Source organism: Reyranella sp., from assembly GCF_004297265.1.
Taxonomy (GTDB): domain Bacteria; phylum Pseudomonadota; class Alphaproteobacteria; order Reyranellales; family Reyranellaceae; genus Reyranella.
The window spans coordinates 1-23441 of sequence record NZ_SCUT01000040.1 but is presented as its reverse complement, the minus strand read 5'-3'; the positions used below and the strand labels follow the sequence as shown (position 1 = coordinate 23441).

Below are 23441 nucleotides of genomic sequence, written 5' to 3'. Positions count from 1 at the left end.
TGCCCGATCTTCGCACTATAGGGGCGCGATGCAACCGTTGCTCAGGCCGGGCGATCCACCGCCGTTTTCCGTCTTCAACGAGCAGGGCCGGGCACCGCTGTTGCTGCTCTGCGATCATGCCAGCAAGGCCGTGCCGCAGGCGCTGGGTGACCTCGGCATTCCCGCGAGCGAACTGGCGCGGCACATCGGCTGGGACATCGGCGGGCTCGACGCGGCGATCGAACTGGCCATGGTGCTCGACGCGCCGCTGGTTGCGTCCGGCTATTCGCGGCTGGTGATCGACTGCAATCGCTGGCCGGGCGGTGAGGGCTCGACGCCGGAGATCAGCGACGAGACGGTCATTCCGGCCAACAAGGACCTCACCAGGGAACAGGTCGACGCGCGCGCCGAGGCCTGCTTCTGGCCCTACCACCGCGAGGTCGACCGGCTGCTTGATGCGATGACGGCGGATGGCCGCCAAGTCTGCCTTCTGGTGATGCACAGCTTCACGCCGGTGATGAAGGGCTTCGTGCGCCCCTGGCATGTCGGCGTGCTGTGGAACGACGATCCGCGCCTGCCCGAGCCGCTGCTGTCCGAGCTGCGCCGCGATCCCTCGCTGGTGGTCGGCGACAACGAACCTTATTCGGCGCGCGCGTCCTACGAATACACGCTGACCGCCCATGCGCGGTCGCGGGCGCTGCCGCATTGTTCTCTTGAAGTGCGCCAGGACCTCATCGGCACACCGGCCGAGGCGCGTGCCTGGGGACGGCGCCTGGCGCCGGCGATCCAGGCTGCGGTCGTCGCGGCCCTGACCTGATACGCACGGCGGCCGCCGTTCACTCCGCTGTGCAGGTCATGCGGGAGCCTTGCGATGCCCCGCCGCAATCAGACCCAGCAGGCTCACGACAACGATCGCCAGAGCGATGAGTTGATAGGATTCGGCGGTCTCGCCGAGCAGGAGCAGGGCAAGGAATGTCGTCACGAGCGGTGCGGGTACGGTGACGGAACTGGCCAGCGACACATCGATGTACGTGGCCGCGTGGAACCAGACGATCAGCTCGAGATAGTAGACAAAGCCCATCAGCAGGGCGGCGGACTGGAAACGCAGGTCGGTGGCCGCAGCGATGATCGTATCCGGACCTGCCGTGACGAGCAGGCAGACGCCTAGGAAGAGTGACGACACGAGGACGCGGGAGAACACGACCTGGTTCGGCGTGACCGGCGTCTTGTTGAGGACCTCCTTGAGAATGACATGTGCCACGCTCCACAGGAACGGAACGCTCAGCGCCAAAAGGAACCAGATGGTCATTCCTTCGATGCGCCATGTGCCGCCGGTTCCGAGAAAGTACATCGTCGCAATCAGTACGCCGGTACACGAGAGTTCCGTGACGCTCTTTCTCCGGCCGAGAAACATCGTCTCCCAAAGAATGGCAAAGAGCGGATAGGCCTGTACCGCGATCGCGAAGCTGATGGCACCGGCTTTCTCGACCGCCAGCACGTAGAGGTAGGTGGAGAATCCGAAGATCATTCCGGTCGCCACGACGACTGCGCGTGCTTTGAGCCCGGCTCCCGGGGCCGCCGGTTTGCCCGCCGCCGTCATCCGCTTTTCCAGCAAGAGCGCGGGCAGGGAGAAGACAAGTTGCCAGAGCGACAGGAATAGCGCGAATGCGAGAGCATCGAAGTCCCCCGGTCGGCTTGCCGAGATGATCGGCATGACCCCGAGAAGTCCGAGGCAGAGTGTTGCGAGTAAAATGCCTCTCGTCCGCCCCGTGCTTTTCATCTCACCACGTCCAGCGCTGCAATAGATACAATTTGTACTGATATGATTGACTATCCGAGGCGACAATAGGAACATTGTTCTCATGACAATGTGGAGCCCCGTCCTGAACGGCAGGAAAGGTCCAGCCTATCTCGCCCTCGCAGATGCCATCGCGGAAGGCGTATCGACGGGTGTCCTGAGGCCGCGTGATCGCCTGCCGACGCAGCGCAGTCTCGCTTACGAACTTCGACTTTCGCTGAACACGGTGAGCCGCGCCTACGCGGAAGCGACCCGGCGCGGCTTCCTCGAGGGAGAAGTGGGGCGGGGAACATTCGTCAGGGTTACCGGCTGGCAACCGGTCGAAGCCCAGCCCGCCCGCATGGCCCGCCCGCTTTCCGGCCCAATAGATTTCTCTCTCAACCTGCCCTTCGCGGGCAATGCCGAGGCGGCGTTGGCGCAGACCCTGGAGTCCTTGAGCCATTCACCGGTGCTGTCTTCGTACCTTCATCACGACAGGAACGATGATCCGCGACGCCATATGGACGCCGGCGCGCGCTGGATGGGGCGGTTGAAGCTCCCGGACGCCGGACGATCCGTCATACTCTGCAACGGTGCGCAACACGGCCTGCTGGTCGCTCTATTGGCGCTGCTGCGGCCGGGCGATGTCTTGCTGGTGGAGGCTCTGACCTACGCGCCCGTCAAGTCGATGGCGCGGCATCTGGGCCTCAGCCTGCGCCCCGTTGCGATGGATGACGAAGGTCTGAAGCCCGAGGCGCTCGATGACGCATGCGCGTCGACGAGGGCCAAGGTTCTCTACTGCCTGCCGACCTTGCACACGCCGACGGCGATCACGATGAGCGAAGCACGGCGGCGCGAGATCGCTCATGTCGTGGAGAAGCGCGGCCTCACGGTGATCGAGGACGATGTCTTTGGCTTCCTGCCCGTGGAACGGCCGCCACCGCTTGCCTGCTTCGCGCCACACCACGCGGTGTTCCTGACGAGTGTCTCGAAGAGCATCGCGCCGGGCCTGCGGGTCGGATACCTGCAGTTTCCCGATCGTCTCAGGGGAGCGCTGCAGGCGGCGACCAACATGTCGACGTGGATGTCGCCACCATTGATGAGCGAGATCGTCTCGCGATGGATCATCGATGGAACCGCCGAGCGGTTGAACGCCGAGCAACGCAACGAGGCGCGCGCGCGCCACGACATGGCCCGCCAGGTCCTGGGACCCCGGCTACCCGGCGGGGACCGATCGGGATTTCACGTATGGCTGCCTTTGCCCGACCGTTGGGATCCGGACGCTTTCTGCGCCGCCGCGCGACGAAGAGGGGTGGAGGTTCAGCCAGCCTCCGTCTTTGCCGTCGGCGATGGTGCGGCGCCAAATGCGATCCGTCTCTGCCTCAGTCACGAGACCAGCCGTGACCGTGTCAGGCAGGGATTGGCCATCATCGCTGATCTTTTCGACGGAGCGCCAGAGGACTCCTCCCTTATCGTCTGATTATCCGGAAGGCAGAGGGCGGGCCGGGATCACGAATGCTGGTCACTGGCATATGCTCCGGGCCGGAACTATATCCCCGGAACGCTTCGTCTCGCGGCCTCCCAGCGCCGCTCAGGAGAGCATCATGGACGACAAGACCCGCACCGAACTCGAAGCCGCCGCTTTCCGGCGTCTGGTATCGCACCTCCAGGAGCGGACCGACGTCCAGAACATCGACCTGATGAACCTGGCCGGCTTCTGCCGCAACTGCCTGTCGCGCTGGTATCGCGAGGAGGCCGGCAAGCAGGGCATCGAGATCGCCGATCCGAAGGCCCGCGAGATCGTCTACGGCATGCCCTACGACGAGTGGAAGGCGAAGTTCCAGAAGGACGCCTCGGCCGACCAGAAGAAGGCCTTCGACAAGGCCGAGCACAAGCACGGCTGAAGGCGTTTCAGCCGGGCCAGTTGTCGATTGCTTCGGCAAAGCGCGTCAACTCAGCGAGAAGCCGCTTCTGTCCGTCGTCCCCGAGCTTCTGCAGGCGGCTGCGCTGCACGTCGAACACGCGGGGGATGGCTTCGTTGATGACGGCCTCGCCCGCCGCCGTGAGCTGGACGCGCAGGGTCCGGCGGTCGCTCGGCTCGGCGAGCCGGGCGATCAGGTTCTGTGATTCCAGCTTGTTCAAGCGGCTCGTCAGCCCCGCGCCGCTGAGAAGCAGCGATTGGACCAGTTGCTTGGGCGTGAGGCAGTAGGGTGTGCCGGCACGCCTCAGCGCGGTCAGGACGTCGAACGTGCCGCGGGTCAGGTCGAATGGAACGAGCGCTTCCTCGATGAAGGCGGTGCACTGGATCTGGATCCGCGCGATCAGGCCGTAGATCTGCACCGGGCTGGTGTCGATGTCAGGTCGCTCGGCGCGCCACTGCGAGAATATGGCATCCACCTGGTCGCGGGCGGCGCGGGCCTTGGCCGTGGGGCGTCGGCCCGGGCGCTGTGGCTTCGCGACCGCGGTCTCCGGTTTGTCTTCCGTTTCCGGTTTGCCGCTGCCCATCTTTCCTCCGTCGAGGCCCGTCATTGCACGCGCGAGTTCAGGGCGTCCAGTCGACGACCCGGCGCTCGATCCATTCGATGCCATGGAAGAGTGCGATGCTGAGCAGGGTCAGCAGGGCGATGGCGGCAAAGGCGAGCGGAGTCTGCGACTGCGACGTCGAGATGAGGATGAGATAGCCGAGCCCCTCCTGCGCCGCCACGAACTCGCCGATGACCGAGCCGATGACGGCAAAGGTCACCGCCACCTTGCAGCCGGTGAAGAAGTGCGGCAGCGCTACTGGAATCCTCAAGCGCCGGAAGATCATGTGCTGCGACGCGCCCAGCGAGCGCATGAGGTCGAGCATCGTGCGTGGCGCGGCTTCCAGTCCGGCGATCAGGTTGACCAGGATCGGGAAGAAGCAGACCAGGACGACGATCACGATCTTCGGCCATTCGGACAGACCGAGCCACAGGATGATCAGGGGAGCCACAGCGACCTTGGGCACCGACTGCAGGCCGAGCAGGATCGGGTAGAGCAGCCTGCGAGCGGTCGCGTTCAGGGCGATGAGCACGGCCAGCGGCAGGGAGAGCGCGATGGCGAGCAGGAAGCCCACGAGGGTTTCGCGCAAGGTCACGAGACTGTTGAAGCCGAGCTCGGGCGCCCACTGCACGGCCGTTCTTCCGATCTCGGTCGGGGCGGGCAGGATCCAGGCGGGAACCGCGAAGACGCGGACGGACAGTTCCCAGGCGACCAGCAGCACCAGATAGACCACGGGGATGGTGGCGCGGCCGGCGAGGCGCGAGGACGGAGACGCGCTCATCGCTCAGGCCCGGCGGTCGAAGATGATGTCGCGGATTTCCTGCTTCAGCGCCTGGAAGCGCGGCAGTCTCGGCGTGTCGGCATTGCGCGGGCGCGGCAGGTCGATCGCGATGTCGGCACGGATGCGGCCGGGGCGCGGGGACATGACCAGCACACGGTCGCTGAGCAGGATCGCCTCCTCGATGTCATGCGTGATCAGGAAGGCGGTTCGTCCGAGATCCTGCCAGAGGCCCGACAGTTCGAGCGAAAGCTCCTCGCGCGTCAGCGCATCGAGCGCGCCGAACGGCTCGTCGAGCAGCAGCAGGCGCGGATCCGCGAGCAGGGCCCGGCAGAGCGCCGCACGCTGGCGCATGCCGCCGGACAGCATCTGGGGGCGATGATTTGCGAACGCCGCGAGGCCGGTCATTTCGAGAAGGCGCAGGGCGCGTTCCCGCGCCGCCGCCCTGGGCAGCGCGAGCACGTCGGCGGGGAGCAGCACGTTCTCCAGCACCGTGTTCCAGGGGAACAGTACGTGCTCCTGGAAGACGATCCCCACCTCATGGGAGGGCGCGTCGAGCGGCGTTCCATAGCGCATCATCGTGCCGCCGTCGGGCATTTCGAGGCCGGCGACCAGCCGCAGCAGGGTGGACTTGCCGCAGCCGGACGGGCCGACCACGGCGACGAAGCTGCCGGTCGGAATGTGCAGGTCGATCGGTCCGAGCGCATGGACCGACGTTCCCGCCGCGGCGGGGTAGTGCTTGCTCACACCCCGGAGATCGATGGCTGCCACGCCCGCCGCCGGCGGAGGGGCGGCCGCCAGGCCACCGGCGGCCGCCATCATTCGACGAAGCCCGGCGCGTAGAGCTGCGCCGGCTGCACGGGCGACTTCAAGGTGAAGTTGGCCGACATGACCTCGACGGTTCCCGCAATGCTCTTCGGGTCGATGCTGCCCAGCGGCTGACCGGGCACGGTCGCAAGCTCGCCGACGAGCCTGGTCTCGCCCTCGATGATCGCCGGCGCCAGTTCCTTCTGGTACTTGGCCATGATCGCGGCAGCTTCGGCCGGATTGGCGAACGCGTCCTTCATGCCCTTGATCGTCGCCTTGACGAAGGCGCGCACCAGCTCAGGCTGCTTGGCGATCGTCTCCTCCGAGGCGATCAGACCGTTGCCGTAATAGTCGAGGCCCGAGTCCTTGTAGGCGATGCGGACCGTTTCCTTCGGCGCGATGGCTGCCGCGATCAGCGGCTCTCCGACGGAGAACTGGCCGATCGCGTCGACCCGCCCGTTGGCGAGCAGCGAGGGCAGGGCGGAGCCTTCCGCGACGACCCACTTCACCTTGCTGGCGTCTATGCCGGCTGCCTTGGCGAAGGCGGGGAACAGCAGGCGGACCGAGCTCGACGCGGTATCGGCGATCGTCTTGCCTTCGAGATCCTTGGGAGAGGTGATGCCGGTTCCCTTGGTCGCGAAGATGGCCTGGGGCGGCCGGGCGTAGACGATCGAGACCAGCTTCACTGGCACGCCGTCATTGCCGCGGGCCAGCACGAGCGAGCCCGCGTCGGCGAAGCCGATCGTGGCAAGGCCGGCGGCCACCTTCTTGATCGCATCGGCCGAGCCCTGACCGCGCAGGAAGGTCACGTCCAGGCCGGCTTCCTTGTAGTAGCCCTTCTCGCGCGCGACGTAGAAATAGGCGTGCCGTCCGTTGAAGCCGAAGTCGGTGATGAAGTTCACGTCGGTCGCGCGGGCCGGCAACGCGCTGGCGCCGGCCATGCCGACGACGAGGCCGATCGCGGCGGCGAGACGTCCAAGCAGTTTCATAGATCACATCCTCGGTTCGAACTGGGAAGGCCCCCGGCAGGCTGCGGCGCCGTCGCCGCCATTGAGCGTCCCACCAGCCTTGCATATTTCATTCCATATCGAATGAAAAGGAGAGAGCTCATGAAGGAGGTCGGCCGACAATTGCCTCTCTTTTGGCCATACTGCCTAATATTTCTCTGTAAATATGGAACTCTACCGAGCGATCGAGGCCCGGCGAGCGTCCTCTTGTTTTCTCATTTGCTCCTATTCATTCGATATCGAATGATTTACGGAGAGTCTCCAAGGGATCGTATTTCGAGGTGAGCGGATGGATCGGCAGACGCGAATCGCAATTGTTGGCGGCGGGTTGGCGGGGCTGACAGTGGCGGCTCTGTTGCAGCGGGACGGTTACCCCGTTGCCGTCTATGAGCAGACGCCGAATTTTTCCAGAATCGGCGCGGGCATCATCCTCGGCGCCAACGTCGCCAAGGTCCTGCGGTCCCTCGGTCTCGAACGCAGCTTCACCGAAACCGGCATCCGGCCGGATGCCTTCGTCAGCCGGGCGTGGGACACTGGCGAGACGCTGTACGAACTCGTCTTCGACGCCACCTGCGAAGCGCGTTTCGACGGTCCCTTCGTCAACATTCATAGGGCCGATCTGCATCGGATCCTCCAGGCGCCGCTCGCCCCGGGAACGATCCGCTTCGGCCATCGGCTGGCGGGTCTCGACGAGACTTCGACTGGAATCAGTCTGGCCTTCGACAACGGTGCCAGCGTCGAGGTCGATATGGTGATCGGCGCCGACGGCATTCGCTCGCGGGTGCGCGACGAGATACTCGGCAAGGAAGAGCCGCGCTTCATCGGGCGAATCGCACCGCGGGCGGTCTTTCCCGCCGAGCGGCTTGGCGACCTGGCCATCCGGGATTGCACCAAATGGTGGGGACCCGACCGCCACGTGCTCGTCTATTACATGACGGCGCGACGGGATGAGGTCTATGTGATGGCCGCCATTCCGGCCGATCGCTGGGACGGCGACGGCACGCCGATCCCCGGGACGCGTGACGATTTCGTTTCGGCGCTCCAAGGCTTCCATCCCGAGCTGCTGCGGGCCGCCGAGGCGGCGACGGACGTCACCGTCTGGCCGATCATGGACCGGCCGCGAAACGACCGTTGGCATGAAGGCCGCGTCGTTCTGATGGGCGACGCCTGCCACGCCGTGCGGCCGTTCATGGCGGCCGGCGGCTCGATGGCGATCGAGGACGCCGCCATCCTTCATCGCTGCATCGTCGAGGCCACCGACACGGAGTCGGCCTTCCGCCGCTACGCCGCCAACCGGATCCCGCGGGTCGCCGAGGTGCAGCGCATCTCGATCGCGAATACCTGGATGCACGGGCCGACGGAGGTCGACTGGTTCTTCGCTTACGATCCCTGCACTGCGCCGCTCGACGCCGCGCTTTGATCCCGGAGCCGCCATGTCCGCACTCGATCCCGCTGCTGCCGACGACGTTCGGCCCGACCCGATGAAGATCCGCGATCTGGTGGGCTATGGCGAGACGCCGCCCCATCCGCACTGGCCGGGCAATGCCCGCATCGCGGTCAACTTCAATCTCAACATCGAAGGCGGCGGTGAATCGACATTGGCCAACGGCGATGCGGTGTCGGAGGGGATGCTGAACGACATCGGCGTGGACACCAAGGCCGGGCGCCGGGTGCCGCTGGTCGAATCGGTCTTCGAGTATGGCAGCCGGCGGGGCGCCTGGCGGCTCCTCGACATCTTCGCGCGCTTTTCGGTGCCGGTGAGCGTGCTGGGAGTGGCCCGTGCGCTCGAGCAGAATCCGCTGCTCGCGCGGGCGTGCGTCGAGCGCGGCCACGAGATGGTCAGCCACGGCTATCGCTGGATCGACTATGGCGAGGTGGACGAGGTGACCGAGCGCCAGCATGTCCACCAGGCAGTCGAGATCCTGACACGCCTCACCGGCAGCCGTCCGCTGGGCTGGATGACCGGGCGCCCCGGCGAGAACACGCGCCGGCTCGTGGCCGAGGAGGGCGGCTTTCTGTACGACCGGGACTCGCTCGCCGACGAGCTGCCCTACTGGGTCGAGACCGCGCACGCTCCGCATCTGGTGATCCCGTATTCGTACGAGGCCAACGACAATCGATTCGATGCGAATTCCGGCTTCTCGACCGGCCAGGACTTCTTCGAATACATGCGCGACGCCTTCGACTACCTCTACGAGGAGGGGGCGGCCGGCGCGCCGAAGCTGCTGTCGATTGGCCTGCATGATCGATTGATCGGACGGCCGGGCCGTGCAGGCGGCCTCGTCAGGTTCCTGCAGCATGCGACGGCCCGCGAAGGGGTCTGGTTCTGCCGCGGCATTGACATCGCGCGCCATTGGCGAACACGGTTCCCGGCCCGTGCAGAGAGCAACAGGTGAGGACCTGCCGTCCCCGTTATCCCCACGTTTCAGCGCGTCGATGTAATTGAGTGGACATGGTGGTCGCTTCTATGGTCTTGCCGGTCGGACCATGGAGTAGTTGGACATGCCGGACGGAAGCGCGATTTCCAAGAAGACCAAAGCGGGCCCGATCTCGGCCGACCGCCTGAAGAGTTTCATCGAGCGGATCGAGAAGCTCGAGGAAGAGCGCAAGGCCATCGGCGGCGACATCAAGGACGTCTACAGCGAGGCCAAGGGCGTCGGCTACGACGTGAAGACCATGCGCAAGATCGTATTGATGCGCTCCATGGACGCCGCCGACCGGGCGGAGCAGGAGACTCTGCTCGACGTCTACAAGCATGCGCTGGGCATGGTCTGACCGCAGCGAAACGCTTCTCGGTTTTTGATTCCGCGCGTGTCGCGCGGGCGCTAGGCTTCTTCACGGCAAATGCTCCGGTCACGGGAGCAGGCCGTGGAGGAATGCCATGCGGAAGTACGGTCATCGGTCGACAATGTCGAGGCGCGGCGTCCTGCGCCTTCCTGCCGCCGCCGCCGTTGCGGCGGCCGGATTGCCGGCCTGGGCGCAGAGCTTTCCCTCTCAACCCGTCCATATCGTCGTGCCGTTTCCGCCGGGGGGCGGTACTGACTCGCTTGCGCGGGCAATCCAGGAGCCCATGCAGAAGGCCCTGTCCGGCACAGTGATCGTCGACAACAAGGGCGGCGGCGGGGGCAGCATCGCCCACGAGTTCGTGGCCAAGCAGCCGGCGGACGGCCATTGGATGGTGGTCAGCGCGAACAACCTGCCACTCTATCCGCACATCGTGGCCAAGCTCGGCTTCGACGCGAAGACGGCCTTCGTGCCGATCGGCTTCATCGCCAAGCAGGAATCCGTGCTCGTGGGCAGCCTCGACGCGCCGTGGCCCGACCTGAAGGCGATCATTGCTGCTGCCAAGGCGGCGCCGGGCTCGGTGCAGTACGGCACGGCGGGCCTGACCACGCCGATGCACCTGTCGACCGAGCAGTTCGCCATGCTGAACGGCATCAAGCTGACGCACGTGCCGTTCCGCGGGACAGGGCCGCTGGTCACCGACCTGCTGGGCGGCCACATCAAGCTCGGCATGTCGAGCATCACCAGCGTCGCCCAGCAGATCGCTTCCGGCAAGCTCAAGCCCTATGCCATGGCCTCGCTCGAGCGCTCCTCGGTCGCGCCGACGATTCCGACCTTCAAGGAGTTGGGCGCGGGCGATGTCGACGGCACGATCGTCTACACGCTGCTGGCACCCGCAGGCACGCCGCCAGCCGTCATCGCGAAGTTGAACGAGGCGCTGAACACCGCCGTGGCGACCCCCGAGCAGAAGGAAGACCTCGCCAAGCGCGGCTTCGTCGCCATGGGCGGCACACCACAGCAACTGGCCGACTGGCTCAAGGTACAGGAACCGATCTGGGTCCCGGTGCTGCAGGCCGCCGGGATCAAGCCGGAGTAGGGGGGCACAAGTCGGTCCTGCCGCTGACACTACGTTGATGCAGGTCAATGCGGTGACCGACGGTCTCTCTGACGTTGGTGTCATGGAAGAGGGGGGGCATGCGTTCGATTCTCGTTACCGTCGATGACACGCCATCCGCTGTCGCCGCCCGAGGACTAGCCGTTGCACTGGCTCGACAGTGCGGAGCCCGGGTAAGAGGCGTGACTGCACTGGATGTCAGCGACCTCGATCGCGTCGAGCCGGTTCCGATCGGAGGCGTCCAGTATGCACATGACCGGTTGCAGCATCGCAGGAAGCTGGCGGACGAACGGCGGGCAAGGATCGCGGAACTGCCTGATGTGTTCCGCCGCTGCCTGGCGGACGAGGGCATGGATGCCGAATGCGCCACGATGGAAGCGGACGTGCGCGCCGGCCTGCTTCGGATGATCGAGACGTGCGACCTCGTCGTCACCGGCCGGGACGCCGAATTTCATCTCGAGGCAATCGACGGCGTGACGCCGCTCGTCGATCACATCATTGCCAAAGGCTGCCGTCCGGTCGTGGTGACTGGGCCCCAGTGGCTGGACAGCGGACCCGTGCTCGTGGCCTACGACGGAAGCGCGCCGGCCGCCAAGGCGCTGCAAATCGCGGCGCTGATGGGGATATTCGGGACTTCCAGGGCGCGCATCCTGTCGGTCGGGCGGGAGCAATCCGCCGCCCTGTGGGTCGCCGAACGGGCCCGTTCCTTCCTCGCGCTCCATGAGGTCGATGCGGACGTCGAGGCGGTCGCAACGAACGAGAATCCGGCCGATGCCCTGCTGCGCCGCGCGTCGGAAACGGGCGCACGGCTGCTCGTCATGGGAGCCTTCGGTCATCGGGGAGTTCGGGAGATCCTGTTCGGCTCGACGATACGGCACCTCTTCGACAGCGCTCCGGTGCCGCTCTTCATCTACCACTGACCGCGCCGGTGTTCCGACGCATAAATGAAACAAACGAAATAAACGAAGAAAACGAAACGGATGTCGCACCCTCTCGAAGCGCGCCCCATGGCGGCCGGCGAGGGGGCAGGCTGTGCCACACCTGTATTTTTCCGAAGAACCTATTGTTGTCAGTCTCTTAGAACCAGATGTTCATCGGCAGGCCGTGGCGGTCGCGCTCCACCTCAGGCCCGAGGCGCGTCGCCGCACCCTGGGCGATCAGGAGGGCCGTGCGGCAGACGGCCATGGCATCGAGCACGTCGTCGCGGGCCGCCCCGGACAGCGTTCTCGGTGCCCACGGGAAGCCGTGGCGGGCGAGCAACGCGAGGCGCTCGACAAACCCCTCCGGGCGCCGCTTCTTGCTGAGCACGGGCTTGCCGTCGTTCATGCGGGCAAAGGCCAGTTCGGGATGGGCTTCGTGGACGATCGAGCGCACGGCCTCGTCGCCACGCATCAGGGCGTCGACCTCGCGCATCTTCGGGAAGAGATGGAAGGTCTGCCGTGTCAGCCCGACACCCAGCGTCTTGCTGAGGGCGTGGGCCTCGGCATGCGTGGTGCAGGCGAGGGCCGGCCGACAGGGCGTGGGGAAGACCGAACTGGACTTGCCGGGCAGGAGGGCGCGGGCTTCGCGTTCGCAGGCACGGCCGGGGCGAGGCGTGTCGACGAGGCCGATCGGCATGTCCACGGCCAGAATGGAAAGACCCTCGCAGGCCTCGGCGAGGGTCTTCACGACTGTAATGTCCAGCGTGCCGTTACCATCGCGCCGGCAGATTACCCAGCCGGTGCGGCAACCGTCGGCGCCCGCGACGATCAATTGTGCCCTACCAGCTGGCCATCTGGGTCTTGAGGTTGCCGTCGAGCACGGCGAGGAACTCCTCGGTGGTCAGGTAGGCTTGGTTCATGCCGATCAGCAGCGCGAGGTCCTTGGTCATCTTGCCGCTCTCCACGGCCTCGACGCAGACCTTCTCGAGCGCTTCGGCGAACTTCACCACCTCCGGCGTGTCGTCGAACGTGCCGCGGTACTTCAGCGCCTGCGTCCAAGCGAAGATCGACGCGATCGGGTTCGTCGAGGTCGGCTTGCCCTGCTGATGCTCGCGGTAGTGGCGCGTCACGGTGCCGTGGGCGGCCTCGGCCTCCACGGTCTTTCCGTCGGGGGTCAGCAGCACCGAGGTCATCAGGCCGAGCGAGCCGAAACCCTGGGCCACCGTGTCGGACTGGACGTCGCCATCGTAGTTCTTGCAGGCCCAGACGAATTCGCCATGCCACTTGAGGGCGGAGGCGACCATGTCGTCGATCAGCCGGTGCTGGTAATAGATGTTCTTCGCCTTGAACCTGTCGGCGAACTCCGTGTCGAAGACCTCCTGGAACAGGTCCTTGAAGCGGCCGTCGTAGCGCTTGAGGATGGTGTTCTTGGTCGACAGGTAGACCGGCCAGCCGCGCATCAGCCCGTAATTGAACGAGCTGCGCGCGAAGCCGATGATCGACTCGTCGAGATTGTACATCGTCATCGCGACGCCGCCGGCCGGGAAGTCGAACACCTCGTGCTCGATGACCTTGCCGTCCTCGCCCTCGAAGCGGACGGTGAGCTTGCCCTTGCCCGGCACCACGAAATCGGTGGCGCGATACTGGTCGCCGAAAGCGTGGCGGCCGATGACGATCGGATGCGTCCAGCCGGGGACGAGGCGGGGGACGTTCTTGCAGACGATCGGCTCGCGGAAGATGGTGCCGCCGATGATGTTGCGGATGGTGCCGTTCGGCGACCGCCACATCTCCCGGAGATTGAATTCCTTCACCCGGGCCTCGTCCGGGGTGATGGTCGCGCACTTCACCGCCACGCCATACTTCTTCGTGGCCTCGGCCGATTCGACGGTCACCTTGTCGGCGGTCCGGTCGCGATTCTCGATGCCCAGATCGTAATATTTCAGGTCGATATCGAGATAGGGAAGGATCAGCTTGTCCTTGATGAACGCCCAGATGATGCGGGTCATCTCGTCGCCGTCCATTTCGACGACCGGGTTCTTCACCTTGATCTTCGGCATCTTCCGGACCTCACAAATTCCCTGACGCGCAATTTAGAAAGCCGCCCCGGTTGCCCGGGGCGGCTTCACCTGGCGCTGCTTTAGAGTGCAGCGAGCGCGTCGTTCAACGTCGCACTCGGCCGCATCCCGGCCGAGGTCTTTTTCTGGTCGGGCAGGTAGTAGCCGCCGGTGTCGACCGGCTTGCCCTGCGCGGCAATCAGCTCGGCGTCGATCTTGGCCTCGTTCTCCTCAAGCGTCTTGGCCAGCGGCTTGAAGCGGGCGGAGAGGGCGGTGCTGTTGTCGCGGCGGGCCAGGGCCTGGGCCCAGTAGAGGGCCAGGTAGAAGTGGCTGCCGCGATTGTCGAGCTGGCCGACCTTGCGGGCGGGCGACCGGTTATTGTCGAGGATCTTGCCGTTGGCCTCGTCGAGCGTTTCGGCCAGGACCTTCACGTCCTCGTTGCCGGTCGTCTGCGCCAGGTGCTCCAGCGAGGCGCCCAGCGCCAGGAACTCGCCCAGCGAGTCCCAGCGCAGGTAGCCCTCGTGCTGGAACTGCTCGACATGCTTGGGCGCCGAGCCGCCGGCACCGGTCTCGAACAGGCCGCCGCCGTTCAGCAAAGGCACGATCGACAGCATCTTGGCCGAGGTGCCGAGCTCCATGATCGGGAAGAGGTCGGTCAGGTAGTCGCGCAGCACGTTGCCGGTGACCGAGATCGTGTCCAGCCCCTGGCGGATTCGCTCGAGCGAGAACTTGGTGGCCTCGACCGGTGCCATGATGCGGATGTCCAGGCCCTTGGTGTCCTCGTTCTTGAGGTACTTCTCGACCTTGGCGATCAACTGCGCATCGTGGGCGCGCTTGGCGTCCAGCCAGAACACGGCCGGGGTGTTGGTCAGCCGCGCGCGGCGCACGGCGAGCTTGACCCAGTCCTGGATCGGCTCGTCCTTGACCTGGCACATGCGGAAGACGTCGCCAGCCTCGACCTTCTGCTCCATCAGGACGGCGCCGTCCTCGGCCACGACCCGCACCGTACCGGCCGAGGCGATCTCGAAGGTCTTGTCGTGCGAGCCGTACTCCTCGGCCTGCTGCGCCATCAGGCCGACGTTGGGCACCGAGCCCATCGTCGTCGGATCGAAGGCGCCATGCGCCTTGCAGTCGTCGATGACGGCCTGGAACAGGGTCGAGTAGCACCGGTCGGGAATTGCAGCGATCGTGTCGTGCAGCTTGCCGTCGGCGCCCCACATCTTGCCCGACTCGCGGATCATCGCCGGCATCGAGGCGTCGATGATCACGTCGCTCGGTACGTGGAGATTGGTGATTCCCTTGTCTGAATTGACCATCGCGAGGCCGGGACGCTTCGCATACTCGGCCTGGATGTCGGCCTTGATCGCTGCCTTCTCGGCGTCCGGCAGCGTCTCGATGCGGGAGAGCAGGTCGCCCAGGCCGTTGTCGGGATCGATGCCGAGCTTCTTGAACGTCTCGCCGTGCTTGGAGAACACGTCGGCGAAGAACACAGAGACGCAATGGCCGAACAGGATGGGATCGGAGATCTTCATCATGGTCGTCTTGAGGTGCAGCGAGAACAGGACGCCGTCCTTCTTCGCCGCCTCGATCGCATCGGCGTAGAAGGCGCGAAGCGACTTGGCGTTCATCACCGAGCAGTCGATGATCTCGCCGGCCTTCAGCGGGATCTTGGGCTTGAGCACCGTGGTCGCGCCTTCGGCCGCGACCAGCTCGATGCGGGCATTGGTCGGCGCGGTAACGGTCGTCGCGACTTCGGAGCCGTAGAAGTCGTTGGCCGTCATGTGGAGGACGCGGGTCTTCGAATCCTTGCTCCAGGCGCCCATCTTGTGCGGGTGCTTGCGCGCGTACTGCTTCACGGCGCCGGCGGCGCGGCGATCGGAATTGCCCTCGCGCAGAACCGGGTTGACGGCGCTGCCCAGCACCTTGCCGTAACGGGCGCGGATTTCCTTGTCGGCCGGCGTCGCGTCGCTGTCGGGGTAGTTCGGGATGTCGTAGCCCTTGGACTGCAGCTCCTTGATCGCCGCCTTGAGCTGCGGGATCGAGGCCGAGATGTTCGGCAGCTTGATGATGTTGGCTTCCGGCTTCAGCGTCAGCTTGCCGAGCTCGGCAAGCTCATCGGGAATCTTCTGTTCGGGCTTCAGCTTCTCCGGGAAGTTGGCGATGATGCGGCCGGTCAGTGAAATGTCCTTCAGCTTCACCTTCACGCCTGCTGTCGCGACGAAGGCCTCGACGATCGGGAGGAGGGAAAACGTCGCAAGTCCAGGGGCCTCATCGACCTTCGTCCAGACGATTTCAAGATCTGACATACCTGCACCTCCGTACGCCGCTTTGGTTTCGGCTGGGTTGATAAATTGCTGATTGTGGCCAGTCTTGTTGCACCGCCGAGAGGCAAAGGCAATCTGGGCAGGAGGTCTACGGGCAGCCCACGCATGACGCGCTGAAATCACCAAAAAATCGGCCTGCCTTCGGCATGCGAAAGGATCAGACTTTGTCCAGACGCTTCTCGAAGCCGGCGGACGCGGGCATTGCGGCAATGGCGGGCAGGACGTCCTTCAACTCGCTCACGAAGGCGACATGATCGAGATGGGTTCGTTCGGCGAATCCGCCTTCCACGACGCCACGGAGGAGCGCGGCCAGGGGCTCCCAGTAGCCCCCTTGATCGATGATCACGATCGGCTTGCTGTGGAGGCCGAGGGTCCGCCAGGACAGGACCTCGAAGAACTCCTCCAGGGTGCCGATGCCGCCGGGCAGCACCACGAAACCGTCTGCTCGCTCGAACATCTGCAGCTTGCGCTCGTGCATGGTCTCCACGACCACGGTCTCGGTGAGCGCCGGATGGCCCGCTTCGCGCTGCAGGAGAAAGTTCGGAATGATGCCGACGGCCCGGCCGCCGGCGTCGAGGGCGGCATTGGCGACCAGCCCCATCAGGCCGACGCCGCCGCCGCCATAGACCAGGGTAATGCCCTCGGCGGCCAGAAGCCGCCCCAGGCCGACGGCGGTGTCGCGGGTGGCGGGATCCGTTCCGAAACGGGCACCGCAGAAGACGCATAGGGAGGAGGGGGTGATCTCAGGCACGAAAGCTGCTTTTCTGGGACGATCCGGCGCGTTTCAGCGCCGGTGTGACGTGGTATTGTTACGCAAAGGCTGGCTGCGACGCCAATGGGGATGGTGGTCGCACCGTTGGGAGGGCGATGTCACGAACTGTTTTCGGGCTGGTCGCTGTGGGCGCGGTGGTCATCGCGATCGCGCTGGGCGTCGCATGGCGCGGGAAGCTGAGCGAGCAGGCCGTCATCGACCAGCCGGTCAAAGCCGCCATCGGCGGGCCGGCAGCTGGGCCTGTTGCCGCCGCACCCGCCGTACCCCCCGCAACCACCGTCCCGGCGCTCGCACCGGCTCCTGCTGCCACCACGGTCCCCTTGCCGTCGTTCGACGTCGCCCGGATCGGTCCGGATGGCCGGGCGGTGATCGCGGGCCGGGCGGCCGCCAGCGCCAAGATCGTTCTTCTGGACGGCGGCAAGGAGATCGCCAAGGCCGAATCCGACTCGCGCGGGGAGTGGGTCATCATCTTGCAGGACCCGCCGCTCACGGTCGGCCAGCACGAACTGCGCGTCGTGCAGCATATCGAGGGGAAGGCGCCGCTCACCTCGGAGCAGGCCGTGGTCGCCGTCGTGCCGGAGCCGCCCGCGGCGAACGCGCCCGCCCAGCCGCGCGCGGAGACGCTGGTCATGATCTCGCCGCCGGCCGGTGCTGCGACCCTTGTGCAGCCGCCGACGGCCGCCGGCCTCCCGAAGTCGGCCGACCTCTCCGTGTCGACCCTGGATTATGACGACGGCGGGCATGTCACCGTGTCGGGGCTTGCCGCTCCGGGCACGGTCGTCAGGGCCTACGTGAACGACAGGATGATCGCCGAAGGCAGGGCGGCCGCCGACGGTCGCTGGCGGCTGAAGCCGGTGGATCCGGTCGAGCAGGGCAAGCACCTTCTCAGGCTCGACCGCATCGCCACCGACGGCAAGCCGGTCGCGCGTCTCGAACTGCCGTTCGAGCGGGTCGTCGTGGCGCCGGTTTCCAGCACCGATGGAAGGCGGCTCCACATCGTGCGGGGCGACAATCTCTGGAACATCGCCCAGGCCCATTACGGGGCAGGGTGGCGTCACACCGTCATTTTTGCCGCAAACAAAGATCAGGTTAAAAACCCCGATCTGATATATCCGGGGCAAATCCTCAGCCTGCCCAAGGTCAACTGACCTTCGGACAACCAAGAGCGCGAGACTCATGCTTGCCAATTTCCTGGTGCCGATCCTCGAGGACGGTTGGCGCTTCATCGCCCTCTTCGCAGCCGCAACCTTCCTGGCCGCGTTGACCGGCGCCGCGTGGCTGTTCTGGCCGCTGTTCGTCCTCACCCTGTGGTCGATCTACTTCTTCCGCGACCCGCCGCGCGGCGTGCCGCAGGATGACGGGCTCTTGATCGCGCCGGCCGACGGGCTGGTGCAGATGGTCGTCGACGCCGTACCGCCCCAGGAACTGGGCCTCGGCGACAAGCCGCTGACACGGGTTTCGATCTTCCTCAGCGTGTTCGACGTCCACATCAACCGCAGCCCCTGCGCCGCCACCGTGGACGTCGTGGCCTATCGGCCGGGCAAGTTCCTGAGCGCCAATGCCGACAAGGCCAGCGAAGATAACGAGCGCACGGCGCTGGCGTTGCGTCGTGCCGACGGCCGCGTCATCGGCTGCGTGCAGATCGCGGGTTACGTGGCCCGCCGCATCGTCTGCTATGTGAAGCCGGGGCAGGCGGTCGTCGCGGGGGAACGTTTCGGCCATATCCGCTTTGGTAGTCGTACGGACCTTTACCTGCCGGAAGGGGCACGTTTGCTGGTCTCCCCGGGTCAGCGCATGATCGGCGGCGAAACCGTCATGGCCGAACTCGATCCCGTGGTGGCAGGGCCGCGCCTCGCCGTCGAATTCTAGTGGCGAATTCCAGGGAGCCCGACATGGACAGCGACCTGCGCACGCAACGCGGTGGATTGCGCGGCTTCTCCATTCACCGACTGATCCCGAACGTCCTGACGCTTGCCGCCCTGTGCTCCGGCCTGACGGGGATACGTTTTGCCTTGCAGGGCGAGATGCGGCTGGCGGTGATCGCCATCATCGTCGCGGCGATCTTCGATGCCCTGGATGGTCGTGTGGCGCGCCGCCTCGGCGTCACCAGCCGCTTCGGTGCCGAGCTCGATTCCCTCTCGGATTTCCTCTGCTTCGGCGTTGCCCCGGCGCTGGTCCTCTATCTTGCCTCCCTGAGCCAGGCCGGGGCGCTGGGCTGGGTCGTGACCCTGATGTTCCCGATCTGCTCGGCGCTTCGCCTCGCGCGGTTCAATACGGCGCTGGTTTCCGACACGCCGCCACCGGTCTGGACGGGATCCTACTTCACGGGCGTGCCGGCGCCGGCGGGCGCGCTGCTGGCATTGATGCCACTCATGGTGAGCTTCGAGATCGAGGCCGCCTGGCCGCGCCATTCCGTCGTCGTGGGCCTGGTCCTGGTCGCCGTCGGCGGTCTCATGGTGAGCCGCGTGCCGACCTTCTCGTTCAAGAAGGGCAGGATTCCGCGCCATCTCGTGCTGCCGACCCTGCTGGCAGCGGCTCTGGTCATGGGGGTGCTGGCAAGCGCGCCGTGGATCGCGCTGTCCCTGATCGGACTGGGCTACATGTGCCTGATCCCTTTCAGCCTGCTGGCCTATCGCCGACAGGCGGCGCAGGATCGCAAGGCCGCCGAGTCCGCGGGAGTGGTGCCGCTGCGCGCCGTCGACAGGGGAACGCCGTCGGGGGACTGAGGCGGGCCGCGTGGGAGGCTCTCTGCTCATCGCACGGATTCAGATTTTCCCGATTCTCGAACTCGGGACGCTCGCCCGTCGATGTCGCGTCTTTGCGACGGCCACAGAAATTCCTTATTCGAATCAAAATGTTAGAAATGAAGACACAAAATGGTCGGCTTTTAATTGACCTGAGATTTCACATTAAGTACTTTCCCTAAGTTGATTCGGCGCGGGGCCGGCAAGTCTAGGCTGGAGACTGGGAATGCTTTCTATCTTCCGTCGGTTGATGAAGAACACCCAGGGCGCCACGGCGGTGGAATACACGCTGATCACTTCGTTGATCGCGGTTGCCGCCATCGCGTCGATCCGCTCCGTCACCGACAAGGTGAGCCACGTCCTCGGGACGGGCGTCCTCAACTAGCGAGCAGCAGGCGGCCTTGCCGGATCTGGCGACGCCTTCTCAGATCGGCTGCCTGACGGGCCTTGCGGCGCTGCTGATCGCGGCGGCGTGGCAGGATTTGCGCACTCTCCACATTGGAAACGGGCTGGCGATCGCCATCGTGGCGCTCTTTGCCGTCTGGGCCGCCATTGGCCTGGTGGGCGGCACGTGCACGCTTGGCGGAATCGGCTTGTCGATCGCGTGTGCGACCGGCTTGTTTGCCGTGGGCGTGGCGGCATTTGCGGCCGGTGTGATGGGAGGAGGCGACGTCAAGCTTCTCGCCGCGACAGGTCTGTTTGCAGGCCCGGCACAAATCGTCGATCTGCTGCTGGTGACGGCATTGGCGGGCGGCCTGTTGGGTATCGCCGTTCTGGCAGGAGCGCCCATCGGTCCCGTTTCCGGGGCGGGCGCCGCGGTGTTGCGCAGGCGATTGCCCTACGGCCCCGCGATCGCGGCGGGCGGACTCTGGGTTGCAACGAGGCTGGCCGTCGGCTGAGATTGGCCGACGAACAAGGAGAGCCCATGCCTTCGCCGATCGCAAAGACAGTCATCGCTGCCGCGGCCGCAACAATGCTGGCGACCGCTGCGGGCGCGCAGGCTCCGCCGATACCGACGCCGCGCAGTCGCGTGGAGGTGTCGACGACCCCTGGCATGCCCGAGTTCCGCGACCCCAAGACGGGCCAGATCTGGACGCCGGAGAATGTCGGCCAGGGACCGATAGGCAAGCCGACACCGGCCGATCTCGCCTTCGATCCGCTGGCCCAGGCCGAACGGATCAAGGGCGTCGTGGTGCAGCGTCCCAATTTCACGCTCTTGGGCTGGGCCGCGCCGAGCGCGGGCCCGGCCACGCCCCTCGTGACGATGGACAATGCCAGCCTGCGCGCGGTTGCCGGGAAGCGGTGGCAGGTCGTTCTTTACGTCAACAACAACAGCGCGGGCACCCTTGCGCCGATGATCGACTGCCGGTTCACCAACGCGGGCAAGCTCGTCGAGGAGACCCGCGTCCTGGTGCCCGGCATCGGCGCCGGCGTGCGCGGCGGGATTACGATCTACGGGCCCAGGACCGACCTGTTCGTCGATCGCGCCGACTGCCGGATCGTCTCGCCCTGATTTTCTACCCCTGCACCGAATAGCCGCCGTCCACGGTGATGGCGGCGCCGGTGACATAGTCCGAGGCGGACGCCGCGAGGAAGACTGCGATGCCGGCGAAGTCGTCGGGCGTCCCCCAGCGTCCGGCCGGCGTGCGCTTCAACACCGAATCGTGCAGCGCCGGCACGTCGCGGCGCGCGCGTTGGGTGAGCGCAGTGTCGATCCAGCCGGGCAGGATCGCATTCACCTGGATATTGTCCTTGGCCCAGGCGGTGGCCATCGCCTTGGTCATCTGTACGATGCCGCCCTTGCTCGCGGCGTAGGCCGTCGTGAAGGAGGCGCCGAAGATCGACATCATCGAACCGATGTTGATCATCTTGCCCGCGCCGACTTTTTTCATCTCGGGATAGGCAGCCTGGCTGCACAGGAAAGCGCTGGTCAGGTTGCTGTCCATCACCTGGTGCCATTCGGCGAGCGAGTATTCCTGTGGCTGCTTGCGAATGTTGATGCCGGCGTTGTTCACCAGGATGTCGAGCCGGCCATGGGTCGCCACCGCATTGGCGATGAGCGCGCGGCACGAGTCTTCCTTCAGGACGTCGACGACGACCGAGCCAGCCTTTGCACCGGCCACCCGCAGTTCCTTGACCGCCGCCTCGTTCTTGGCGGCGTCGCGGCCCGCGACGACGACGGTGGCACCGGCGCGCGCCATGCCCAGGGCCATGCCGAGACCGATGCCGCCATTGCCACCGGTGATGACGGCCACGCGGCCGGAAAGATCAAAGAGCTCCATCGTCTATCCCCCCGTTTCTTGACTGTCTCTATAGCGAACCTGCGGAACCCGAAACAGCGGGACACCGTTGGTTACGGACAGGTAGCGCAGAGGTTACGACACAGACCTGTTCCTGCGGCACGAGTTCGCGGCGTGCCGGCCGGGCTGACCGGCGCGTTGCGGACACGGGTGGCGGCGGTCGAAAGATCGCCGCCATTTTCCGTGGAGGTACATACGTGGAGAGTCTTGCCTTCTCCACGGTTCCTGAGGAGAGGCTCGAGGAACGGAAGTTCCAGCTACTTCTTAGGCGGCTCTTCCGGTGCGTCGCGCTTTTTGTTGCTGGCGGCGTCTTTGTCGATGAGATTGAGAAGATCGTCGGGCAAGGGCTCGTTCGCGATCTCGTCATACATCGCATGGAGCTGCTTGTGCAGCCACATGTCGAACGGCCGGTCGCCAGTTCGAGGCCTGGAGCGCGCCGGGCCGCCGGCGCGCCCTTCCTCGGGCTTGTCGTCGTTAGTGGCCATAACATGCTCCCCCGAGGCGGATCTCCACTCCGCGGGATCCTGTTCGACCCATCCAACTCTCCCCCTGGGACCACTCATGACTTTGTCGCACCCAAACGTCGGCCTTGAAAGAGGCTTTTAACGAGCTGCGACCGAAGAATCGTCGTCGTGGAGGGAAGCGGATGTCCGCCCTGCTCCGGTCGGGCTGCGGACTTCCCCTTCCAGAAGGAGACGCTCGAGCGTGTCGCGAGCGCGGGAGATGCGGCTCTTGACCGTGCCGACCGATACGCCGGTATGCTCGGCGATCGTCTCATACGGCAGACCCTCGAGGACCGCGAGAAGCAGGGCCTCGCGCTGCGCCGCAGCAAGCTTGCCGAAGGCAGACATGAACTCACGCATGACCAAGCCACTGTCCTGATGGGGGGGATGCGAAAGCGACTCGGCGATCGCGGTATCGACCGGCACCGTCGGCCGGCGGCGGCGGAGGCCCGATATGAACTCGTTGCGCTGAATGCGAAAAAGCCAAGCGGCCAGGTTTGTGCCGGGCTGGAAACTATTGCGGCCGGTGAGGGCCTTGATCACCGTGTCGTGTACAAGGTCTTCCGCCTGGTCCCGGTCGCGCGTCAGGGACAAGGCATAGATGCGCAGGCGTGGCAGGATGGTTTTCAGCTGCTCGTGGAAGTCCCGACTGCCGTCATCCTGCTTGGTCTGCGTGCTCATTGGCGGTCTCCGGAAAATTGGTCCTGTGCGAATGAATGTCGGAGACATGAATTGGTTACACAAAAAGGGGCGCCATCTCTAAATTATTGTAGTTGCTCGATAAATTGCCCGTGCTCCACTATTGGAGCTTGTCCGAAAGGTACTTGCGCGCCCGTGATACGCGCGCCTTGAGGGTTCCCACCGAACAACCGCACAACCTCGCCGCTTCCTCGTAGGAGAAGCCGCCGGCGCCTATCAACACCAGCGCTTCCCGCGATTGCGGGTTGAGCTTCCATAGTTCCGTGGACAGCTCCTTCAACGCCATCGTGGCTTCCGGATTGTCCACCGCGGGCAACGGCGTCGCAGCGTCGTTGTCGATCGTCAGTGGACGGCGA

27 protein-coding genes are annotated in these 23441 nt (G+C 65.4%); 14 read left to right on the top strand and 13 right to left on the bottom strand.

Translation table 11 applies throughout. The features are described from left to right. Positions 1-28: 28 nt before the first annotated feature. Positions 29-796, top strand: a complete 768-nt coding sequence (locus EPO41_RS17050; RefSeq protein WP_296327229.1) for an N-formylglutamate amidohydrolase — start codon at positions 29-31, stop codon at positions 794-796. Between the two features lie 36 nt (positions 797-832). Here the strand turns inward: EPO41_RS17050 and EPO41_RS17045 are convergent, their stop codons facing one another. Continuing rightward, positions 833-1693 (bottom strand): DMT family transporter, encoded by an 861-nt coding sequence (locus EPO41_RS17045; protein ID WP_296327227.1) that lies wholly within the window; start codon positions 1691-1693, stop codon positions 833-835. A 154-nt stretch (positions 1694-1847) separates the two neighbouring features. Here EPO41_RS17045 and EPO41_RS17040 point away from each other — a divergent pair, with 154 nt between their 5' ends. Together EPO41_RS17040 and EPO41_RS17035 are read left to right on the top strand one after the other, a co-directional pair. Beyond that, on the top strand, positions 1848-3236 hold the full coding sequence (locus EPO41_RS17040) for a PLP-dependent aminotransferase family protein (protein ID WP_296327225.1): 1389 nt from the start codon (positions 1848-1850) through the stop codon (positions 3234-3236). 124 nt (positions 3237-3360) lie between these two features. Then, positions 3361-3660: a DUF1244 domain-containing protein gene (locus EPO41_RS17035; RefSeq protein ID WP_296327222.1), complete on the top strand. Its 300-nt coding sequence runs from the start codon at positions 3361-3363 to the stop codon at positions 3658-3660. 7 nt (positions 3661-3667) lie between these two features. Here the strand turns inward: EPO41_RS17035 and EPO41_RS17030 are convergent, their stop codons facing one another. The 4 genes from EPO41_RS17030 to EPO41_RS17015 form a co-directional block, all read right to left on the bottom strand. Beyond that, entirely contained in the window at positions 3668-4285 is a 618-nt protein-coding gene (locus EPO41_RS17030) for a MarR family transcriptional regulator (protein ID WP_296327219.1), read from the bottom strand. Between the two features lie 13 nt (positions 4286-4298). Next, positions 4299-5060, bottom strand: a complete 762-nt coding sequence (locus tag EPO41_RS17025) for an ABC transporter permease (RefSeq protein WP_296327216.1) — start codon at positions 5058-5060, stop codon at positions 4299-4301. Between the two features lie 3 nt (positions 5061-5063). After that, positions 5064-5804, bottom strand: coding sequence for an ABC transporter ATP-binding protein (locus tag EPO41_RS17020; protein ID WP_296327214.1), 741 nt, complete (start codon positions 5802-5804; stop codon positions 5064-5066). A gap of 71 nt (positions 5805-5875) precedes the next feature. After that, positions 5876-6853 carry an ABC transporter substrate-binding protein gene (locus tag EPO41_RS17015; protein WP_296327212.1) on the bottom strand — a complete coding sequence of 326 codons (978 nt, stop codon included), beginning with the start codon at positions 6851-6853 and terminating at the stop codon, positions 5876-5878. Positions 6854-7160: 307 nt separating this feature from the next. On the opposite strand from EPO41_RS17015, the gene EPO41_RS17010 reads away from it, so the two are divergent. The 5 genes from EPO41_RS17010 (at position 7161) to EPO41_RS16990 (ending at position 11689) form a co-directional block, all read left to right on the top strand. Continuing rightward, positions 7161-8291 (top strand): FAD-dependent monooxygenase, encoded by a 1131-nt coding sequence (locus EPO41_RS17010; RefSeq protein ID WP_296327211.1) that lies wholly within the window; start codon positions 7161-7163, stop codon positions 8289-8291. A 13-nt stretch (positions 8292-8304) separates the two neighbouring features. Continuing rightward, on the top strand, positions 8305-9267 hold the full coding sequence (locus EPO41_RS17005; RefSeq protein ID WP_296327209.1) for a polysaccharide deacetylase family protein: 963 nt from the start codon (positions 8305-8307) through the stop codon (positions 9265-9267). A gap of 106 nt (positions 9268-9373) precedes the next feature. Beyond that, positions 9374-9646 carry a DUF2312 domain-containing protein gene (locus EPO41_RS17000; protein ID WP_296327206.1) on the top strand — a complete coding sequence of 91 codons (273 nt, stop codon included), beginning with the start codon at positions 9374-9376 and terminating at the stop codon, positions 9644-9646. Between the two features lie 106 nt (positions 9647-9752). Further along, a complete protein-coding gene (locus EPO41_RS16995; protein WP_296327204.1) occupies positions 9753-10751 on the top strand; it encodes a tripartite tricarboxylate transporter substrate binding protein in 999 nt (332 codons plus the stop codon). 98 nt (positions 10752-10849) lie between these two features. Continuing rightward, complete coding sequence (locus EPO41_RS16990; RefSeq protein WP_296327202.1) at positions 10850-11689, top strand: universal stress protein; 840 nt, start codon at positions 10850-10852, stop codon at positions 11687-11689. Positions 11690-11846: 157 nt separating this feature from the next. On the opposite strand, the gene EPO41_RS16985 is transcribed toward EPO41_RS16990, so the two are convergent. From EPO41_RS16985 to EPO41_RS16970, 4 genes are all read right to left on the bottom strand, one after another. After that, entirely contained in the window at positions 11847-12521 is a 675-nt protein-coding gene (locus tag EPO41_RS16985; protein WP_296327199.1) for a DUF429 domain-containing protein, read from the bottom strand. A 7-nt stretch (positions 12522-12528) separates the two neighbouring features. Beyond that, positions 12529-13746 carry an NADP-dependent isocitrate dehydrogenase gene (locus EPO41_RS16980; protein ID WP_296327197.1) on the bottom strand — a complete coding sequence of 406 codons (1218 nt, stop codon included), beginning with the start codon at positions 13744-13746 and terminating at the stop codon, positions 12529-12531. Positions 13747-13826: 80 nt separating this feature from the next. Further along, complete coding sequence (locus EPO41_RS16975) at positions 13827-16049, bottom strand: NADP-dependent isocitrate dehydrogenase (RefSeq protein ID WP_296327194.1); 2223 nt, start codon at positions 16047-16049, stop codon at positions 13827-13829. 175 nt (positions 16050-16224) lie between these two features. Continuing rightward, complete coding sequence (locus tag EPO41_RS16970; protein WP_296327192.1) at positions 16225-16818, bottom strand: TIGR00730 family Rossman fold protein; 594 nt, start codon at positions 16816-16818, stop codon at positions 16225-16227. A gap of 116 nt (positions 16819-16934) precedes the next feature. Here EPO41_RS16970 and EPO41_RS16965 point away from each other — a divergent pair, with 116 nt between their 5' ends. The 6 genes from EPO41_RS16965 (at position 16935) to EPO41_RS16940 (ending at position 21096) form a co-directional block, all read left to right on the top strand. Continuing rightward, positions 16935-17987 (top strand): LysM peptidoglycan-binding domain-containing protein, encoded by a 1053-nt coding sequence (locus EPO41_RS16965; RefSeq protein ID WP_296327190.1) that lies wholly within the window; start codon positions 16935-16937, stop codon positions 17985-17987. Further along, positions 17950-18708 (top strand): phosphatidylserine decarboxylase, encoded by a 759-nt coding sequence (locus tag EPO41_RS16960; protein WP_296327687.1) that lies wholly within the window; start codon positions 17950-17952, stop codon positions 18706-18708. Before EPO41_RS16965 ends, EPO41_RS16960 begins: the two co-directional genes overlap by 38 nt. Positions 18709-18731: 23 nt before the next feature. Further along, positions 18732-19565 (top strand): CDP-diacylglycerol--serine O-phosphatidyltransferase, encoded by an 834-nt coding sequence (gene pssA, locus EPO41_RS16955; RefSeq protein WP_296327187.1) that lies wholly within the window; start codon positions 18732-18734, stop codon positions 19563-19565. A 244-nt stretch (positions 19566-19809) separates the two neighbouring features. Further along, positions 19810-19968 (top strand): Flp family type IVb pilin, encoded by a 159-nt coding sequence (locus tag EPO41_RS16950; protein WP_296327185.1) that lies wholly within the window; start codon positions 19810-19812, stop codon positions 19966-19968. 16 nt (positions 19969-19984) lie between these two features. Further along, positions 19985-20482, top strand: coding sequence for a prepilin peptidase (locus EPO41_RS16945; protein ID WP_296327183.1), 498 nt, complete (start codon positions 19985-19987; stop codon positions 20480-20482). Positions 20483-20508: 26 nt separating this feature from the next. Continuing rightward, positions 20509-21096: a hypothetical protein gene (locus EPO41_RS16940; protein WP_296327181.1), complete on the top strand. Its 588-nt coding sequence runs from the start codon at positions 20509-20511 to the stop codon at positions 21094-21096. A 4-nt stretch (positions 21097-21100) separates the two neighbouring features. Here EPO41_RS16940 and EPO41_RS16935 read toward each other — a convergent pair whose 3' ends face one another. From EPO41_RS16935 to EPO41_RS16920, 4 genes are all read right to left on the bottom strand, one after another. Then, positions 21101-21865: a glucose 1-dehydrogenase gene (locus EPO41_RS16935; protein WP_296327179.1), complete on the bottom strand. Its 765-nt coding sequence runs from the start codon at positions 21863-21865 to the stop codon at positions 21101-21103. A 275-nt stretch (positions 21866-22140) separates the two neighbouring features. Then, a complete protein-coding gene (locus tag EPO41_RS16930) occupies positions 22141-22368 on the bottom strand; it encodes a NepR family anti-sigma factor (RefSeq protein ID WP_296327177.1) in 228 nt (75 codons plus the stop codon). A gap of 117 nt (positions 22369-22485) precedes the next feature. Beyond that, positions 22486-23067 (bottom strand): sigma-70 family RNA polymerase sigma factor, encoded by a 582-nt coding sequence (locus tag EPO41_RS16925; RefSeq protein ID WP_296327175.1) that lies wholly within the window; start codon positions 23065-23067, stop codon positions 22486-22488. Positions 23068-23185: 118 nt separating this feature from the next. Further along, on the bottom strand, positions 23186-23441 hold a 256-nt coding region (locus EPO41_RS16920; protein WP_296327173.1), incomplete at its 5' end, for a sigma factor-like helix-turn-helix DNA-binding protein.

Bases quoted from the DNA above. Each gene is read 5' to 3' on its own strand.
- EPO41_RS16935 (WP_296327179.1), bottom strand. From the start codon at position 21,865: ATGGAGCTCTTTGATCTTTCCGGCCGCGTGGCCGTCATCACCGGTGGC.
- EPO41_RS17015 (WP_296327212.1), bottom strand. From the start codon at position 6,853: ATGAAACTGCTTGGACGTCTCGCCGCCGCGATCGGCCTCGTCGTCGGC.
- EPO41_RS17040 (WP_296327225.1), top strand. From the start codon at position 1,848: ATGTGGAGCCCCGTCCTGAACGGCAGGAAAGGTCCAGCCTATCTCGCC.
- EPO41_RS17010 (WP_296327211.1), top strand. From the start codon at position 7,161: ATGGATCGGCAGACGCGAATCGCAATTGTTGGCGGCGGGTTGGCGGGG.
- EPO41_RS16940 (WP_296327181.1), top strand. From the start codon at position 20,509: ATGCCTTCGCCGATCGCAAAGACAGTCATCGCTGCCGCGGCCGCAACA.
- EPO41_RS16990 (WP_296327202.1), top strand. From the start codon at position 10,850: ATGCGTTCGATTCTCGTTACCGTCGATGACACGCCATCCGCTGTCGCC.
- EPO41_RS17050 (WP_296327229.1), top strand. From the start codon at position 29: ATGCAACCGTTGCTCAGGCCGGGCGATCCACCGCCGTTTTCCGTCTTC.
- EPO41_RS16930 (WP_296327177.1), bottom strand. From the start codon at position 22,368: ATGGCCACTAACGACGACAAGCCCGAGGAAGGGCGCGCCGGCGGCCCG.
- EPO41_RS16925 (WP_296327175.1), bottom strand. From the start codon at position 23,067: ATGAGCACGCAGACCAAGCAGGATGACGGCAGTCGGGACTTCCACGAG.
- EPO41_RS16965 (WP_296327190.1), top strand. From the start codon at position 16,935: ATGTCACGAACTGTTTTCGGGCTGGTCGCTGTGGGCGCGGTGGTCATC.
- EPO41_RS17035 (WP_296327222.1), top strand. From the start codon at position 3,361: ATGGACGACAAGACCCGCACCGAACTCGAAGCCGCCGCTTTCCGGCGT.
- EPO41_RS17045 (WP_296327227.1), bottom strand. From the start codon at position 1,693: ATGCCGATCATCTCGGCAAGCCGACCGGGGGACTTCGATGCTCTCGCA.
- EPO41_RS16980 (WP_296327197.1), bottom strand. From the start codon at position 13,746: ATGCCGAAGATCAAGGTGAAGAACCCGGTCGTCGAAATGGACGGCGAC.
- EPO41_RS16995 (WP_296327204.1), top strand. From the start codon at position 9,753: ATGCGGAAGTACGGTCATCGGTCGACAATGTCGAGGCGCGGCGTCCTG.
- pssA (WP_296327187.1), top strand. From the start codon at position 18,732: ATGGACAGCGACCTGCGCACGCAACGCGGTGGATTGCGCGGCTTCTCC.
- EPO41_RS17025 (WP_296327216.1), bottom strand. From the start codon at position 5,060: ATGAGCGCGTCTCCGTCCTCGCGCCTCGCCGGCCGCGCCACCATCCCC.
- EPO41_RS17030 (WP_296327219.1), bottom strand. From the start codon at position 4,285: ATGACGGGCCTCGACGGAGGAAAGATGGGCAGCGGCAAACCGGAAACG.
- EPO41_RS16975 (WP_296327194.1), bottom strand. From the start codon at position 16,049: ATGTCAGATCTTGAAATCGTCTGGACGAAGGTCGATGAGGCCCCTGGA.
- EPO41_RS16950 (WP_296327185.1), top strand. From the start codon at position 19,810: ATGCTTTCTATCTTCCGTCGGTTGATGAAGAACACCCAGGGCGCCACG.
- EPO41_RS17005 (WP_296327209.1), top strand. From the start codon at position 8,305: ATGTCCGCACTCGATCCCGCTGCTGCCGACGACGTTCGGCCCGACCCG.
- EPO41_RS17000 (WP_296327206.1), top strand. From the start codon at position 9,374: ATGCCGGACGGAAGCGCGATTTCCAAGAAGACCAAAGCGGGCCCGATC.